General features: G+C 52.2%; 16 protein-coding genes. 3 read left to right on the top strand and 13 right to left on the bottom strand.

Annotated features, from left to right (window positions below; translation table 11 throughout):
• Positions 1-26 precede the first annotated feature (26 nt).
• Positions 27-485, bottom strand: a complete 459-nt coding sequence (locus CFI03_RS01165) for a MarR family winged helix-turn-helix transcriptional regulator (protein WP_248756214.1) — start codon at positions 483-485, stop codon at positions 27-29.
• Between the two features lie 62 nt (positions 486-547).
• A complete protein-coding gene (locus tag CFI03_RS01160; RefSeq protein WP_248756212.1) occupies positions 548-1,279 on the bottom strand; it encodes an alpha/beta fold hydrolase in 732 nt (243 codons plus the stop codon).
• 148 nt (positions 1,280-1,427) lie between these two features.
• Here CFI03_RS01160 and CFI03_RS01155 point away from each other — a divergent pair, with 148 nt between their 5' ends.
• Positions 1,428-3,356: a sensor histidine kinase gene (locus CFI03_RS01155; RefSeq protein ID WP_248756211.1), complete on the top strand. Its 1,929-nt coding sequence runs from the start codon at positions 1,428-1,430 to the stop codon at positions 3,354-3,356.
• A 50-nt stretch (positions 3,357-3,406) separates the two neighbouring features.
• Here the strand turns inward: CFI03_RS01155 and CFI03_RS01150 are convergent, their stop codons facing one another.
• The 6 genes from CFI03_RS01150 to CFI03_RS01125 all read right to left on the bottom strand — a co-directional run bounded on the left by CFI03_RS01150 (position 3,407) and on the right by CFI03_RS01125 (position 10,311).
• Positions 3,407-3,616, bottom strand: coding sequence for a DUF5316 family protein (locus CFI03_RS01150; protein WP_248756209.1), 210 nt, complete (start codon positions 3,614-3,616; stop codon positions 3,407-3,409).
• Between the two features lie 96 nt (positions 3,617-3,712).
• On the bottom strand, positions 3,713-4,225 hold the full coding sequence (mobB, locus tag CFI03_RS01145) for a molybdopterin-guanine dinucleotide biosynthesis protein B (protein ID WP_248756207.1): 513 nt from the start codon (positions 4,223-4,225) through the stop codon (positions 3,713-3,715).
• 2 nt (positions 4,226-4,227) lie between these two features.
• A complete protein-coding gene (gene mobA / locus CFI03_RS01140) occupies positions 4,228-4,830 on the bottom strand; it encodes a molybdenum cofactor guanylyltransferase (RefSeq protein ID WP_248756205.1) in 603 nt (200 codons plus the stop codon).
• The gene (gene nasC / locus CFI03_RS01135; RefSeq protein ID WP_248756203.1) at positions 4,827-6,989 is read right to left on the bottom strand and encodes an assimilatory nitrate reductase catalytic subunit NasC; all 2,163 of its coding nucleotides are present in this window, start codon (positions 6,987-6,989) and stop codon (positions 4,827-4,829) included. The genes mobA and nasC overlap by 4 nt, the downstream gene beginning before the upstream one ends.
• Positions 6,974-9,010 carry a nitrite reductase large subunit NirB gene (nirB, locus tag CFI03_RS01130; RefSeq protein WP_248756202.1) on the bottom strand — a complete coding sequence of 679 codons (2,037 nt, stop codon included), beginning with the start codon at positions 9,008-9,010 and terminating at the stop codon, positions 6,974-6,976. The genes nasC and nirB overlap by 16 nt, the downstream gene beginning before the upstream one ends.
• Positions 9,007-10,311: a molybdopterin molybdotransferase MoeA gene (locus tag CFI03_RS01125; protein ID WP_248756201.1), complete on the bottom strand. Its 1,305-nt coding sequence runs from the start codon at positions 10,309-10,311 to the stop codon at positions 9,007-9,009. Before CFI03_RS01125 ends, nirB begins: the two co-directional genes overlap by 4 nt.
• Positions 10,312-10,759: 448 nt before the next feature.
• Between CFI03_RS01125 and CFI03_RS01120 the strand changes: the two genes are divergently transcribed.
• Both CFI03_RS01120 and lplA read left to right on the top strand, forming a co-directional pair.
• Entirely contained in the window at positions 10,760-11,974 is a 1,215-nt protein-coding gene (locus CFI03_RS01120; protein ID WP_127496528.1) for a nitrate/nitrite transporter, read from the top strand.
• A gap of 97 nt (positions 11,975-12,071) precedes the next feature.
• The gene (lplA, locus tag CFI03_RS01115) at positions 12,072-13,061 is read left to right on the top strand and encodes a lipoate--protein ligase (protein WP_248756199.1); all 990 of its coding nucleotides are present in this window, start codon (positions 12,072-12,074) and stop codon (positions 13,059-13,061) included.
• Between the two features lie 66 nt (positions 13,062-13,127).
• On the opposite strand, the gene CFI03_RS01110 is transcribed toward lplA, so the two are convergent.
• Genes CFI03_RS01110 through CFI03_RS01090 form a run of 5 tightly spaced genes read right to left on the bottom strand, consistent with a single transcriptional unit; the run spans position 13,128 to position 15,752 of the window.
• Positions 13,128-13,754: a HEAT repeat domain-containing protein gene (locus CFI03_RS01110; protein WP_248756198.1), complete on the bottom strand. Its 627-nt coding sequence runs from the start codon at positions 13,752-13,754 to the stop codon at positions 13,128-13,130.
• A 28-nt stretch (positions 13,755-13,782) separates the two neighbouring features.
• The gene (locus CFI03_RS01105) at positions 13,783-14,442 is read right to left on the bottom strand and encodes a LysE family translocator (RefSeq protein WP_283094371.1); all 660 of its coding nucleotides are present in this window, start codon (positions 14,440-14,442) and stop codon (positions 13,783-13,785) included.
• Between the two features lie 8 nt (positions 14,443-14,450).
• Positions 14,451-15,215 (bottom strand): GNAT family N-acetyltransferase, encoded by a 765-nt coding sequence (locus tag CFI03_RS01100; RefSeq protein ID WP_248756195.1) that lies wholly within the window; start codon positions 15,213-15,215, stop codon positions 14,451-14,453.
• A 17-nt stretch (positions 15,216-15,232) separates the two neighbouring features.
• The gene (locus CFI03_RS01095; protein ID WP_127496532.1) at positions 15,233-15,535 is read right to left on the bottom strand and encodes a hypothetical protein; all 303 of its coding nucleotides are present in this window, start codon (positions 15,533-15,535) and stop codon (positions 15,233-15,235) included.
• 19 nt (positions 15,536-15,554) lie between these two features.
• The gene (locus CFI03_RS01090; protein WP_127496533.1) at positions 15,555-15,752 is read right to left on the bottom strand and encodes a YwbE family protein; all 198 of its coding nucleotides are present in this window, start codon (positions 15,750-15,752) and stop codon (positions 15,555-15,557) included.
• Positions 15,753-15,871: the final 119 nt, after the last annotated feature.

The following is a 15,871-nucleotide window of genomic DNA, read 5'->3' as shown; positions in this document are numbered from 1 at the left end:
CAACTATTATCCAAAAATAAACTCCTCTATAGAGGAGGTAAACAGCAATGAGAACTTTGTCCCATCGCCTCATTTAATAGTTGAAGACTTTCGAGCACCTGCCTTTTTTTATCTGCGGGCACATACTGAAAAATGCTTAAGATATAATCTTCCATTGCTTCGGCAACGGCCTTCTGCTGCTCATGTCCCTTTGCCGTCAGGGTCAAGGTTACGTATCGACGGTCCTTCTGATCCGGTTCGCGACTGAGCAGCTCAAGCTCAACCAATTGCTGGACCTGCCTGCTTAACGTGCTTGCTTCCACGCAGAGCACATCCGCCAGCTCATTCAACGATAGATTCGGACGCTTGTGCAGCTCATACAGAATATGGCTTTGAATAACGGAAATCCCGAATCCCTGGGCTCCGTCCTTCTGCTGCAGGCCGAATCTTCTAACGACGCCTTGCAGTATTTCGCGCACATCCACATACTGCGGCAATTGTTCCATTCCTACATCACCCGCAATAGTTATAACACACAATAGTTGCGACCTTCAATTACTTTTTTTTCTTATTCCGTACCTCCGTCCTGCTCATTAACAAATCGGATAATATCCGCGTAAAACAATGCTTTGTCTTCACCCTTCAGCGCATGGTCAGACCGGGCGTACTCTTTCACGCTGACCGCTTCACTCATTCGTTTGTACCTGGCCAGATCCTCTTCCGTAACCAAAGAGCCCTCCCGTTGTCCCCTTGCCACCATAAGCGGCAGCTGCAATGGCTGGTCCAGCGGAATTTGAACCGACTCCCGTTGTATTCCCCATACTGCGTCCGTCCGTATGTTGGATGTCCGGTTAAATGGAATCAAATAATGATGGATATAGTCCTCCGCCCAGCCGTCAGGCATCGCCCGATGTTCGGGCGGATAATCCCCAACGATAAAGGAGCGCACATCGCTTGGATAGGCATGGGCGTATTGCAGCGCATAGGATACCCCTCTTGAATAAGCAAACAGATGAAAGCTCTTCACCCCGGCATCCCTCACGACGGATTCCAGATCAGTCAGATGATCCTTCAGATCGTAACCAGCCTCTGGGGTATCGCTTTTCCCTCTTCCGCGGAATGATAACAGAATGCATCGCCTTGGCGCCGCCGCTTCCATAAAATCCAAATATTCTTCCGCCGTTTCCGATAATCCCGGGCAGACTACAATCGGAACCAACCTTTCATCCGCTTCGTCTCTTGAATCGTAATAATGAATGCTGACCTCGCCATTACGCGCGTAATACTCGCTTACCGCCATGCGTTACACCACCCCTGCCCCAATTTAAATGGCTTTATTATAGCACTCAAGTATGAAGGTGATATATACTTTGTTGCATCATATTGATTTTTGTCGAATTAGCAAGTATGGTAAAAGATGACAGAAATATCAACTGTAGGTGACGGTAATGAGATCAACCATTCTTCTGATTACAGGCATAATTGTACTGGTTATATGCTCGGTCTACCAGATTCAACATGTCTCTTCCATAGAGAAACCCCAGCAAAACTATTCCGTCATCAAGGAATGGGACTACCAGTGGCTGTACAAGCCTAAGGAGTCCTATCAACCGGCATGGATCGCAGAGGGAGACCCGACAAAATGGCAGCATGCCGACACCGAGCAGCCTATGCAGAAGCGGGCAGCCGGTGCCGATGCCCTGATCCTGCGCATCACGCTTCCGACCCTGGATTGGAATACGCCGGGAATATGGATAAAACGTGCTTACGGGACTGCTGTCAGCGTAGCTCTTGAACATCGGGAAGGCCTGCTCTATAACATGGAAAGATCGTATCCTTACGATGTGAACTATACGCTCCTCCCTCTGTCCGATGCGACAAAAGGCAATCACTTGCTGATCCTGCTCCGTTTATCCGATGAGAGACAATCGCTGGTGCCTGAAATGGTCATCGGCGATTACAATCAGATGCTGCCCGAATATGAGCGTTACGGATTGATTGAATTGGTTTATGGCGGTTCGTTTATGTTCATTGCCTTAATCATGATGACTTGCCTGTTTTTTCTTAAACGCGAGCAAATTGTGCTGTGGATGTCTTTATGCCTGATCATCTTATGCCTGGGTGAAATTATACTAGCCTACTCTCCCGCTCTGTACCACCATTATTATGCTTACGGAAGACCGTTTCTGGATTTGTTTGATTTAGCCCTTTTCCTGCTTACTCCTGCTCTCGCAGTCTTTTTCGAACAGACTCTTGGACCTGGCATTCACGGCATTATAAAAAAATTCAGAATCGTTCTTATTCCGGTTACGGTCTTGGTTATTGTGTTATGGGCGCTTGGCAAAACCATTGTTCCAGGCATAAGCCTTAGCTTGCTTCAAGTTGTACCGCTTACCTTTATCGCCGCTATTCAATTCCTCATTCTGACTGTTCACGCGATTGGTTACGCTTGGAAGGGGAACCGGGACGCGATTATGATTTCCGTCGGATACTCCGTCTTCTGCAGCGTGTTTATCTCGGAGATTATGATCTATTTCAGGGATGAGACCTATCATCTGATCTATTGGAAGTGGGGGCTGCTCGCCTTCCTGTTGTCGCTCATTGCCGTGATGGGCAGGCAATTCTCGCGCAACCACGACCAGCTCGTTAAATATTCCAAGGAGCTCGAAATGTTCAACCGGGAAATTCAGCGCGCGGAGAAAATGGAGCTGATCAGCCATCTGGCCGCTTCTATCGCGCATGAGGTACGCAATCCGCTGCAAGTGACGCGCGGATTCATTCAATTGGTGGGAGAAAAGGCCGTAAACAAGGAGAAGCAGTTCCTGCAGCTGGCCGTACAAGAGCTCGATCGCGCGTCCAGCATCATTACCGAGTTCCTCACGTTCGCCAAGCCTCATCTGGAAGATATAAAGACCTTGAATATTTCGGAAGAATTGAATCAGATTCAGGATATCATCTCACCGCTTGCCGCAATGCAAAGCACAAGGCTTGAAGTCATCGCGGAACCGGACCTTTATGTGCTCGGCAGCGCCGAGAAGTTTAAACAGGCAATCATAAATATGATCAAAAACAGCCTGGAGGCCATATCCAGCTTTGACGGAGCCGTATCCATTCTGGCCAACAGGGAAGATAATGAGGTTCTCATCCGTGTAATCGATAATGGCGAAGGGATTGATCCCGAGAAGCTGGACAAGCTTGGCGAGCCCTATTTCTCCAACAAATCCAAGGGAACGGGCCTTGGTCTCATGGTCACCTTCCGGATTATCGAGGCTATGGAGGGTTCGATCCGCTTCAGCAGCACCAAAGGGGTTGGAACGGAAGCCGTCATCCGCCTTCCCTCCGTTTGCGACGAATCCCTCGGAAACACTCTTTCCTGAAAGCTGACGAGAAAAAACGCCCCGTTTGTCATAAACGGGGCGCTTTCTATTTAATCCAGCCAGTTGATCAGTCCGGCAATTGCGAGACAGACCAGAGCCAGCACAAAGGACCAGGTAGCAACTTTGTTTCTCATTCTTTTATCCGCTGGCTGCTCCGAATTAAAATTGCTTCTTTGCTGCTCGGGCGTTGTCCAGGCTCCCAAAGCTACCCCGGATATAAAAATGAATCCACAGCCGATATAGATGAATAATTGAAACATGGGAACGCCTCCTGCTGCTGTTTCTTCGTTAAGTATTGTATACGGTTCAATACCGAAAAAGTTTTTCTCAGGATGCAAAAAAATAGACAGTCCCGTTCAGGACTGTCTTCTCGAACCTTCTATCTGTATATGATCTCCTATCCCCTGCACATCGTCTACCTCGAATAACTCGACTCCTGCCGGAATGGCGTCTTTCCGCAGATGATATCCCGGCCAGACCGCTACTGCCGTAATGCCGCTCAATTCGCCCAGCAGCCGTTCGTCTTCCGCCCGCCTCACGATTACAAGCTTCGGCAACCGCTCCGCCTTAAACCCTTCAACAAGGATAAAAGCCTCCGCCGGCGCTTCTCCGATCAGCTCAAGCAATGCGGAAGGCTTCTCCTTCACAATAGCCGTCCGGTCTGCCGAAGTAATCGCCGACCAGACCGCTCCGGAGGATCGGTGCCGGGCGGTATCCGCATGCGCCGGCTCCGCCTCGAATGGATGGCCGTCATGCTTAACCGTGGCGACCTTAATTCCGCGGGAAGCCAAATAATCGATCAGCCGGCACATGAGCGTTGTTTTGCCCGTATTTTTATAACCCGTAATCTGATACACGGCTGCTGCCATGGCTACACCTCCTTTCGAATTTTCGCTTCTTCGTATTGCTCCGGAGTATTGATATTGTCAACAAAGCTAAGGGAAATGCCGGCCGCCTTAAACTTCTCCTCCGGAACCTTGGCATAGTTGATCCGCTTCAGAAATCCGTTCATGCTGTAGTCGCCTTCCCGCAGACAACGCTCAACCTGTTCCAGGCACTCCGCGCGGTAAATTGCATGAAGAGGATGAAGCCGACCATTCACTTCGGGCACGGCAGCCAGACTGTCGCTCTCTTCCATCTGTTGCAGCAAAAAATTGGCGGCCTTATCCGATACAAAAGGCATATCGCAAGCGGATACCCACAGCGCGGAAAAACAATTGTATTCAAAAGCGGTATGAAGAGCCGCAAGCGGACCTTGACCGGGCGCCCCATCAATCAGGCATGGCAGCTTCAAGCCGGAGAGGAGCTTAGCCTGATCCTCCGACGCGACCACGGCCGTCACGCTGCCGCATAAGGGCAGCATGTTGTCACGAACGCGCTCAATCATAAACTGCCCGCCAATCGGCAGGAACGCCTTCATTAATCCGCCCATTCGCCTGCCTTGGCCACCGGCCAATATGATGCCGCCAATCATTCCTTCATCAGCCCCTTCTCCTGCTCCTCCCGCAAATACTCGGCAAGAGGGAGAACCTTTACCGCGCTTGTCTTGAAATCCGGCATCTTGCAATTCGGATCCAGAAGAGCATGGGTTGCCCGGTTCACGTTCTGGGCATCTCCCCAATGCATCGGGATAAATATCGTATCCTCGCGAATATCCGAAGTCACCTTCGCGCGAACGATAACCGTTCCCCTGACGGATTGCACGCTGGCGAGCACGCCATCCTCAAGCCGGTATTTCCGCGCTGTCGACGGGTGAATCTCCAATATGTTTTCCACCTCGCGGGCAGCCAGGACGGGGCTTCTTCGCGTCTGCACTCCCGTTAGGTAATGGGACAGCATTCGGCCGTTTGTCATGTACAGCGGGTATTCATTATTAGGCTGCTCCGCCGGAGACTGACTGTCTACGGACTGGAATACGGCAAGCCCGTCCTGATGGGCGAATCGTTCTCCGAACAACCGCGGTGTTCCCGGATGGTCAAGAGAAGGGCATGGCCAATAGATCCCTTCCTCCTTGCGGAGCCTTTCGTACGTGATGCCGTAATAATCCGCAATGCCGCCGCGGCTTGCCATGCGCAGTTCATTAAAAATATCCTCCGGATGGCGGAAGGTGAAATACTTTTCTTTGCCAAGGCTATAAGCCAAGTCGCATAGAATCTGCCAGTCATGACGCGCTTCACCCGGAGCCGGACGGCCAGCCGGCCGCAGCAGAACCCTGCCCTCCAGATTCGTCATCGTTCCCTCGTTCTCGAGATAGGAGGTCACCGGCAGTACGATATCGGCAAGCTTTGCGGTTTCCGAGAGGAACATATCCGCAACAACAAGGAATTCCAACCGTTCCAGCGCTTCTTCCACCAGAACGGCGTTTGGGTTCGATACAATCGGATTAGAGCCCATGACGAACAGCCCTTTTATATCCCGGCTATGAACAAGCTCCATCATCTCGTAGGCGGATACTCCTTTGCCGGGAAGCTCTCCCGGTTCAATCCCCCATACGCCCGCTATATAAGCGCGGTCCTCCGGATTTTCGATCAATCGGTAGCCGGGCAGCTGATCCGCCTTTTGCCCATGCTCGCGTCCGCCTTGTCCGTTCCCTTGTCCGGTCACCGCGCCATAGCCGCAGCCTTCCCTGCCGATTTTGCCCGTGGCCAGAACCATGTTTAGAAAATTTCTTACGGCCATATGCCCATCCGCATGCTGCTCTACGCCGCGGGCTGTAAAGACCATTCCCGTACGCGCCTTGCCAAAGCTGATTGCCGCTTTGCGGATCAGGTCCAAGCTTACGCCGGTAATGTCAGCGATTTCGCCAAGATCCAGCGAATCCACATGCTCCTTCACTTCGGCAAAACCCTTTGTCCTGCTCTTGATAAAGGCTTCGTCAATCAGCTTCTCGTCAAAAATAACCTTCAGCATGCCGTTCACCAGAGCCGCATCCATACCGGGCTTCACCTGCAGATGGACGTCGGCGATAGAAGCGGTGGCCGATACACGGGGATCAATAACAATGATGATGGCCCCGTTTTCCTTCGCTCTCGTAAAATACGGCATCAGCGTCGGCTGGCATTCCGCGATGTTAGTCCCCGCCAAAATAATGCATTCGGCTAGAGGAATATCCGACAGCTTGTTTGTCAGGCCGCGGTCGATGCCGAAGGTTTTTACGCCCGCCGATGCCGCCGCCGACATGCAAAACCTGCCGTTATAATCAATATATTTGGTCTGCAGAGCAACCCGCGCGAACTTGCCCAGCAAATAGGCAGATTCGTTTGTAAGCGATCCGCCGCCGTACAGACCAACGGCATGGGCGCCATGCTCCGCTTGCAGTCCGGACAGCCGGCTGCTGACCGCCTCGAGAGCTTCTTCCCACGTCACCTGCGTCAGCTTGCCGTTTTTGCGAATCATCGGGTGAAGCAGCCTTTCCCTGCTGACCGCATGCTGATACGCGTTCATCCCTTTCACGCATAACCGGCCTTCCGAAGCTTTGTTCGGGATCGCCGTTACCTGGTAGGTCGGCCGCCGTCCCGAACGGTCCTCCATAACCTCCATCTTGCATTGCACGCTGCAAAAGGGACATTGCGTGGCCATCACTTGCCTCGCCTGCTCCACCGAGAATGTCATTGTTTCTACGTGCCGCTCCATACCATCTCCGCCCTTTCCGCCGCCTGCCACCGGCTGAGTAAATCTTCTTGCTCTCCGCGATCCAGAAGCTTTTCCCTAAGCGGCTGGAGGCCGATTCGCTCAAGCCATTTCCAAGGACGCTCCCCGTAATAAGCGGATTCCCGGTACCACTGAACGCAGGCTGCCGCCAGCTGCATGGCTTGCTCCTCGTCCGCCTCAACCGCAAGCAGCTGCGCTTGCTTAACCGGATGCTCCGAATGGCCTCCGACGTAAACCTCCCAGCCGGCAGGTACGGCGGCAAGCCCAAAATCTCGGACCAGGACGTCCGAAGGCTTCAAATAATGGGCAGACCGCTCGGTTTGCACAGGATAAGGCAGTTTGAGTTCCCGGGTATCCCATGTTAACTCCTTGCGCTCATCGTCCAACAACGGGCTTACTGTCTTTTTGGATTCCTGGATCAATCCCATATAATAAGGAATAGCGCCGCGGCAAACGACGCAGCCGTCTGCCTTGCTCCATCCAAGCTTTTCTCTTGCCTGCGCTGCGTTTGCGTACTCCCGTTTCGCAATTTCGGCTTTTACTTCTTCATGACCGAGCTCGGTACAGCCGCAGATTGGGACTACCTTTTTAGTTCCGCCTCCCGCTCCCGCCAGCACGCTTGCCAGCACCGCGCCTACGAGCTGCTTGCAGCCGCCGCAGGAGCCGGATGCTTTTGTCTTATCCCGGATCTGCTCGACCGTCTGCAAATTATCTTCCTGGATCGCGCATGCGATAGCTCCCTTGCTGACGCCGTTGCACGAGCATACGGTCTGGTGATCGGCCATCGCAACAACAGCCTCATCAGCACCGCCGGACTCGCTTTCCGTCTTTTCAAAGAGCACCTTCGCATCCGTTTTCTTCTTTAAGCAATCAAGCAGCTTCATTCCTTCAGAGCTGTCCCCGTACAAGACGGCACCGGCTATTTTTCCGTTTTTGACGGTTACCTTCTTGTATGTACCCTGAAGACCGTTATATTGCTGCAGCGCCACCTCAACATCGCCTTGAATATCTCCTGCCGAGAACACGTCTACCCCGGACACCTTCAGCATGGAATAAGGAATGGAGCCTTTGTAAGGAACGGTATCCGCATTCATCAGTACCTTGGCCAGCACTTTGCCCTGCTCGTACAGCGGGGCGACCAATCCGTATACCGTCCCGTTATGCTCCGCGCATTCTCCAACCGCATAGATATGAGGCACGTTAGTCCGCATGTAATCGTCGACAAGAATAGCCCGGTTCGTGGCAATTCCGCTGTTAACGGCTACCGTGATGTTGGGACTGATCCCTACAGCCAGGACAATCAGATCCGCCACGAGCTTGGTGCCGTCACTGAACAACAGCCCTTCCGCCCTTTTGCGGCCGATAATTTTCTCCGTCCGCTTCTCCATCCAGAACCGCATGCCCTGCTGCATTAGCTCCCGCTTCAGCATATCGGCCGACATCGCATCCAGCTGCCTGTTCATCAGATAGGAGGCATTATGAACGACATGCACCTCCATGCCCAGGTTAAGCAGACCGCGCGCAGCTTCCAGCCCCAGCAGACCGCCTCCGATAACCGCCGCTCTCCGGTAGGATTCCGAGGCTTCGATCATCGTCTCGCAATCTTTTATGTTGCGAAAGGCCGTTACGCCGGATTTATGAATACCCGAGATCGACGGGACAAAAGCCGAAGATCCCGTTGCCAATATAAGTTCATCGTAAGGCACCGTCTTGCCCGATTCCAGATAAATGCTTTTTCCAACCGCATCGATCCGCACAGCCTTCTCGCCCAGCAGCAGCCGGATCCCTCGCTTCTTATACCAGGCAAAGTCATTGATTGTAATATCCGAAATGGAGGTATCGCCCTGCAGCACTTTCGACAGCATAATCCGATTGTAGTTCGGATGCGGCTCATCCCCGATAATCGTAATCTCGAAGGCTCCGGGCGATAACCGGTCTATCTCCTCTACGCATCTTACGCCTGCCATTCCATTGCCGATTACCGCTAGTTTCCTTGTCGTCACAACGTTAATCCTCCGTTTGCCATATGCGTTAGTAATAGAAAAGAAACGATTTCCTCTTTTGCCGCACCTCTTCCGCCCGCCGGGATTACGGCAATGGCGTTTGCTTCCGCGAATGCCGCAATATTCCCCGATTTGTCGTTGGGCAGCGGTGAAATTCGCCATACCCCAAGCTCCATCGTTGCTATCGAGCGAATATATCGGGGATAAGGGCAAGGCTTGCCGACCGAGTCCTCCAGCTTGCCTTTTAACCACTGATTGCGGTAATTTTTCATTCCCTTGAGCCATTGAACGGCCGGCTTCACCAGCAGCTCAAGACCGGAATAACAAGCGGACGGATTACCCGACAAACCAAACAGTAGACAGCCCTCTTTTTTAAAAGCGGAGGTTGGGGTCCCCGGTCTCATCAGCACCTTCGTAAACATCGGCACAAAGCCGGCGCTGGCAGCGGACCGCTCAACGTAATCATGGTCACCGACCGATATCCCGCCTGTCGTTATTACTATATCGGCCTGCTCCGCGGCAAGCCTGATTTCATTAGCCAGAATGGCGGGATGATCCGGAACCGGCTTCCGGCGGGTGACTTGAGCGCCAAGCTGCTTCAGGAAAGCGTAAACTACAAGTCCGTTAGCGTCATAAATCCGGTTTGCGGAAAGCGCCGTACCCGGTTCCTGAAGCTCATCGCCAACCGGCAGAACAACGATCCTGGGCCTCACGCGCACAACCGCTTCAGCCTGCCCGTAAGAGGCCAGCACCGCCATTTCTTTTGCCCCGATCACGGTTCCTTTCACGAGAATCAGCTTGCCTGGCGCAAGATCCTCTCCGGCTTCCGCGATATGTCGGCCTGCCGGATGCGGACGGTCTATTCCGATCCACAGGGGCTTCCCGTCTTCTCCGTAAATGGGGGTAACCACTTCCTGCATGACAACGGTATCGTAACGATGCGGCACGGGCGCACCCGTAAAAATCCGCACGGCATCCCTATCATTAACCGGCCGGTCTACGGTACACTCCTGAGCCCATTCCTTGGATGTGCCCGCCTTAACCTCCGCAATCACTTTAAGCATGACCTCACTGCCCGGACCGGCTTCAAGCAAGGTGTGAGAGCGTACCGCATACCCGTCCATAGCAGCCCGGCGGAACGGCGGCATTGGAAACGGCGTAAAGAAATCTTCCGCCAGCACTCTGCCCACGCAATCCTCCAAGGGCAGCTTTTCGGTTAGAACGGGGGACGCTCCCCCGCACAAATGACGAAGCGCTTCTTCTACGGATACAATAAGCTGCTGCTTCTGCAAGGTAGTCATTAGAAATTCCCTCCCCACCGCACAAAATGAACATAAAAAGCCCGTTCCCTATGTAAATAAGGAAGCGGGCTCCGTTGCCAAGGTCGACAGCACATCGTTGTGCTGATCATTTGATTTGAGCATAATGGAAGTTTATTTACATGTCAATATAAGTTACACAAAAACATCAAATACTGCTTTGTTTTAGGAATATTTAAAAATTCGGTGTTATGTTTATTGACATGCATTTGACAATTCACCTATAATTCGAATTGGGTTCACAATGATGTGACCGTACGATCCGGTGGGTACAATGCTGTACCGCCTTCGGCAAAGAGGCCGCTTCTGTCCGCAAGGGCAGTTTGCGGCCTTTTTTTAATGTTGAAATGAAACGAAAATCAGACTCTCGCCCCGGGAACGCGAGTCTGCAACAGAAAATCAGAAATATATCCATTGGAGGGAATTGGTTATGAGTAACCCTACGTCGTTCTGGAAAAGCGGTCATAAGCCTTCATTATTTAGTGCCTTTATGTATTTCGATATCAGCTTTATGATCTGGGTACTGATTGGACCGCTTAGCGTCGTTATTATCGGAGATTATGATATGACGCCGGTTCAAAAAGCCAACCTCGTTGCCCTGCCGGTGCTTGGCGGCTCCATTCTCCGCCTGGTGTTCGGCTTCCTTACCGACTATATCGGACCAAAGAGAACCGGACAGCTCGGTATGCTGCTTACGATGATCCCTCTTGTATGGGGCTGGAAATTTGTTGATTCCCTGTCGGATCTGCATATCGTTGCTCTCATGCTTGGTGTCGCAGGCGCATCGTTTGCCGCTGCGCTTCCGCTTGCAAGCCGCTGGTATCCGCCTCAATATCAAGGTCTCGCCATGGGAATCGCCGGCGCGGGCAACAGTGGAACGGTCTTCTCCACCTTGTTCGCCAACCGGATCGCCCAGCATTTCGGAAGTTGGGAAGTGGTTTTTGGCCTTGCGCTTATTCCAATCGCAATCGCCTTCATCGTCTTTACGATCTTCGCGAAAGACAGCCCGAACCAGCCCGCTCCCAAAAAGCTGTCCCAATACGCAAAAATATTAAAGCAGCGCGATACCTGGCTCTTCTGCATCATGTACGGCGTTACGTTTGGCGGCTTTGTTGGCCTTTCCAACTACCTGACGATCTTCTTTAACACCCAATACGGCTTGTCTGCCGTCAAAGCAGCCGATTTTACTACGCTATGCGTCATCGCGGGCAGCTTCTTCCGTCCGATTGGCGGCTACTTGTCCGATAAGCTTGGCGGCATTAAGGTTCTGATGATTTTGTATACGGGAGCGGCTGTTATGCTCGCAACGATTTCGAGTCTTCCGCCTCTCTATCTCGTGATTGGCCTGTTATTCGTAGGCATGATGTGTCTTGGCGCCGGGAACGGCTCCGTGTTCCAGCTCGTACCGCAGCGGTTCGGCGACGAGATTGGACTGGTAACCGGGATCGTTGGCGCAGCCGGCGGACTTGGCGGATATGCGCTGCCGCTTATTCTGGGCAACCTGTATCAGTCCACGGGCTCCTACACGCCTGGCTTCCTCATTTTGTGCGGCATAGCGCTGTTAAGCGTCATTATGCTTGCGATTGCCCAGCTGGACTGGAAGAAAACCTGGATCGGGGAAGGCGGCAAAGCACGCAGCGTGTAAGATAGGACGCCCCAACATTTTGTCCGCTCCCGCATGAAAAATCTTTCCGTGAGGGTTATAATGGGAGCAGGACGGAATAGGAAGAGGAGAATTACGCATGCGCTTTATCGACAATCACAATATCACGGACCCGACGCTAAATCTGGCGCTCGAGGAATATATTTTACGTTCGCTGCCGGAAGACGAATATTTGCTGTTCTACATTAACGAGCCGTCTATCATTATCGGCAAGAATCAAAATACGGTTGAGGAAATTAACGCCGAATACGTCAATGAGAACGGCATCCATGTTGTGCGCAGGCTGTCGGGAGGCGGCGCGGTTTATCATGATCTCGGGAACCTCAGCTTCAGCTTCATCATGAAAGATGACGGCAAGTCGTTCCACAACTTCAAGAAGTTCACGGAGCCCGTTGTCCGCGCATTGCGCAAGCTTGGCGTAGACGCGGAGCTGTCGGGCCGCAACGATCTTCAGGTCGGCGAACGCAAAATTTCCGGCAACGCCCAATTTGCTACCAAAGGGAAAATGTTCAGCCACGGCACTCTTTTATTTGATTCGGAGATTGAGAACGTCGTTTCAGCGCTCAAGGTTAATGCGGAGAAATACGTCTCGAAAGCAACCAAATCCATCCGGAGCCGCGTTGCCAACATCTCGGAATTTCTGAAGGAACCAATGACCATTCAGGAATTGAGACAGTATTTGCTGGAGTCGATATTCGAAGGCGAGCCGGAAATTCCGGTTTACGAGCTGACTGAAGCGGATTGGGCGAATGTCCGGAAGCTGGCTGACGAGCGTTACCGCAGCTGGGACTGGAATTACGGCCGCTCCCCTGCCTTTAACGTCCGTCAGACAAAGCGCATTGAAGGCGCGGGCACCTACGACATACGCCTGCAGGTGGAAGAGGGCAAAATCGTGGATGCCGCCGTATTTGGCGACTTCTTCGGCAGAGGCGAGACAAGCGAAGTGACTTCGAAGCTGATCGGCACGCGTTACGACGCGGAATCGCTCGGCAAGCTGCTGGATGAGATCGACGTGAACTTCTACTTCGGTCCGATTACGAAAGAGCAGCTGTTGTCGCTCATGCTGTAAATAGGTTTAAAACTAAAACTCGGATGTGCTTGTCCTTGATAAGCCCATCCGAGTTTTAATTTTGTGCTATTTGTCTAACGTCCTATAGATCTTTTTGACTCTCCTTAACTGAGCTTCCGTGAGTTGCTGCTCTCTTGCACGCAGTACCTTCAGGAAAGCCTCCTTATTTAGATCCGTCACGGCAAGAAGCGCGCTTTCCGAATGCTGCGAAACTTCCTTAGGCCTGCAGCTTTCAAGATGGCGGAGCAGGATCGGAAAGATTGCCTTGTTGTTGTCCTCGTTTGCTGCCGCTAATTTCGAAAGCGTAAGAACAGCCTTGTCCACGGTTATGACAGAACCTTCGTACATGGCTTTAGCGATTTGGCCGTAATGCTCCATAATCGCTTCCGATGCCGCATCCGCAATGGTGGACAATGCCGTCATCCCGCCCCATACCAGCCGATTATCCGAACTGTCCAGCAGCTCGATAAATCGTGCAGCGAATGGGCTTATCAGGTCCGGCCGAAGCTCGCCAATCTCATAGGCAACCTTGATGCAATCATGCCGAACCTTTTTATCCTTACCGGACAAATTCTCGATGATATCTTGTATGCCGGCAAGATTTTCTTCGCTTGCCAGCCTTTGCGCAAGTTCAATATTAGGTTCCTCGTCATTACGGCCAAGCCGGGAAGCCAACAAATTCACAACGGACACGATATCCCTCTTTCGCACAATAAATAACCTACTCGCCTAACACAAACTGCAGCCCCGACCAGAATACGCGGATTGCGAAATAAACAAAAAGCAGAGCCGAGAAAATCGAAATGATCCTCACGAACTTCGCGCCTAGCGCTTTGCCTGCCCGCCCGCTGAGGTAGGCCATGCCAAGCGACCACAATAAGCCGGCGGTAAAGAAGCCCGCGATAAATACCGCAATCGCATAACGGCTGTCGCCGTGAACCTCGGCTACAATCGGCCCCGCCGAAGCGACAAACCACAGCATAACCGTAGGCGACGACAAGGCCGCTCCGAGTCCAAACAGAAAATCCGCGAGCCTCCGCTTGGGCTGCTGCCCTGCTTCCGATTCCCTCGCCTTCCAATCGATCATTCTCGGATGGAGCGATTCTTTCGCCATTTTATAAGCGAGCAGAAGCAAAACCGCCGTTCCCGCAATCCATAAAATCCAACGAACGACGGTAATCTCGAGTATAAAGCTGAACCCGATCAGCGCAAGCGCCAGATAGGTCAAGTCTCCAAAGCATGAACCGAAACCTATCATAAAGGAAGGCTTAAAGCCGCGCTCGACCCCGGTTTTAATAATGGCAACGTTCACCATGCCCAAATCCAAACATAGAGATAAAGAAAATAAAAAGCCTTGTATGAATGCTAACCCTAAGACCATCTAAACGTTCACTCATCCTGCTTCAAAGATTTAACCCGGTACCAATATTCGTATTGCGTCTCGAAACCGAATTTGTCATACAGCCGGTTTGCGGGTTGGTTCGCCTGAACGACCAATAAATAGGCTTTATCCGCCCCGTTCCGCTTCCCCCAACGAAAAATGTGCAGCAGCAGCTGATAGCCAAGTCCTCGATTACGGAACCTCTCGGAGGTGACAATATCGTACAAGCCGATATAGCCATGCTCGATTACGCCGATTCCGCATGCCGCCGGAACCCCATCCGCATACAATGTGACAAAGCATTGGCGGAGCGGCATGCCGGTCAGCATCTTAACCGCCGTTTCCCGCTGCTTGTCCGAGAGCGGCATCATCTGCATAAATTCATCCAGCCAGTGTTCGCTAAGCCGTTCGTCGATCCGGCATGCGAAGACTTCCGGATCCGGAAGATCCTCCAGCGCCGCCGTCTTCACGTAAACGGGATCCACCACCCGGTAGCCCCGCTCCTCCAATAGGGTATCCAGCTGACTAGGTCTTGCAAAGGGCGTGATTTTAAATACCGCGTCCAAACCGCGCTCCGCGTACAGCTTCTCGCAGTGAACGATTTTTTCCATCACTTGGCCATGGCTCTCGTACAGCGGCATCACGCAATTCGAACGCTTCGTATAACCGTCCGCGAACCGGAGGAGCCAGCCGTCGTAAACGACCGTCTGAAGAGACGGCCATGCGTTCAGACTTAACTCTTCTATCATCTGATGCAGCGTGTTCGTCTGCATGTCCAACGTCCTCCTTTTCATAGAAGATGAAACCGTTCCAGCTGCGCATGTAGATTTTCCCGCAAAAGAATTTCTTTTTGCTTAGGCCCCAACAGGTCAAAATGCGGGTATTTATCCCGTCTATGAATATATCTCGGGTTGAGACCGTTATCCCTGCACCATAACGCAAGCTTGTCCAGATCGGAGCAGCCTACCTTGGTTACGGTCTTCATGCCCGGAAAACGCGGATCCACCCAATAATGCGTCAGGTAGGCAATCTCCCCGCGGGCGACCGCTTCCTTCCATGCCGTCACTTCAGACCTGGAAATCCCGAATGCCATCGCGCTCTAAGCTCCTTTATCACGAATAAATGCGTTTTACTCTTCCGACTTGGCCGTCAGTGAGACGCACCTTGATGCCATGCGGATGCGTCGGCGAATTCGTAAGCAGATCCTTTACGATGCCGCGCGTCAGCTTCCCCGTCCGCTGATCCTGCTTCAGGACAATATCCACCTCAAGCCCCGGCTTCACCGAAGCGCGCTCTGTACCGCTATTCATTGTTGATCATTCCTTTGTTTGCATGTATGCTTAATAGCTTATGACGCCCAGCATAGCATATGTAGATGAAAGATGCACTTCCAAGGCACAACTGGTATACTAAACGATAAACGAGTTCG

It is taken from the genome of Paenibacillus sp. ATY16, assembly GCF_003399985.2.
In the GTDB taxonomy this organism is placed as follows: Bacteria; Bacillota; Bacilli; order Paenibacillales; family Paenibacillaceae; genus Pristimantibacillus; species Pristimantibacillus glycanilyticus.
The sequence above is the reverse complement of the archived record's forward strand: the minus strand, read 5'-3'. Positions and strand labels throughout refer to the sequence as shown.

Coding starts and splice junctions, on each gene's coding strand:
- CFI03_RS01160 (WP_248756212.1), bottom strand. CDS start 1,279: ATGGCGGTAAGCGAGTATTACGCGCGTAATGGCGAGGTCAGCATTCAT.
- CFI03_RS01095 (WP_127496532.1), bottom strand. CDS start 15,535: ATGGCATTCGGGATTTCCAGGTCTGAAGTGACGGCATGGAAGGAAGCG.
- mobB (WP_248756207.1), bottom strand. CDS start 4,225: ATGGCAGCAGCCGTGTATCAGATTACGGGTTATAAAAATACGGGCAAA.
- CFI03_RS01155 (WP_248756211.1), top strand. CDS start 1,428: ATGAGATCAACCATTCTTCTGATTACAGGCATAATTGTACTGGTTATA.
- CFI03_RS01150 (WP_248756209.1), bottom strand. CDS start 3,616: ATGTTTCAATTATTCATCTATATCGGCTGTGGATTCATTTTTATATCC.
- CFI03_RS01100 (WP_248756195.1), bottom strand. CDS start 15,215: ATGCAGACGAACACGCTGCATCAGATGATAGAAGAGTTAAGTCTGAAC.
- lplA (WP_248756199.1), top strand. CDS start 12,072: ATGCGCTTTATCGACAATCACAATATCACGGACCCGACGCTAAATCTG.
- mobA (WP_248756205.1), bottom strand. CDS start 4,830: ATGATTGGCGGCATCATATTGGCCGGTGGCCAAGGCAGGCGAATGGGC.
- CFI03_RS01120 (WP_127496528.1), top strand. CDS start 10,760: ATGAGTAACCCTACGTCGTTCTGGAAAAGCGGTCATAAGCCTTCATTA.
- CFI03_RS01125 (WP_248756201.1), bottom strand. CDS start 10,311: ATGACTACCTTGCAGAAGCAGCAGCTTATTGTATCCGTAGAAGAAGCG.
- CFI03_RS01105 (WP_283094371.1), bottom strand. CDS start 14,442: ATGGTCTTAGGGTTAGCATTCATACAAGGCTTTTTATTTTCTTTATCT.
- CFI03_RS01090 (WP_127496533.1), bottom strand. CDS start 15,752: ATGAATAGCGGTACAGAGCGCGCTTCGGTGAAGCCGGGGCTTGAGGTG.
- nasC (WP_248756203.1), bottom strand. CDS start 6,989: ATGGAGCGGCACGTAGAAACAATGACATTCTCGGTGGAGCAGGCGAGG.
- CFI03_RS01165 (WP_248756214.1), bottom strand. CDS start 485: ATGGAACAATTGCCGCAGTATGTGGATGTGCGCGAAATACTGCAAGGC.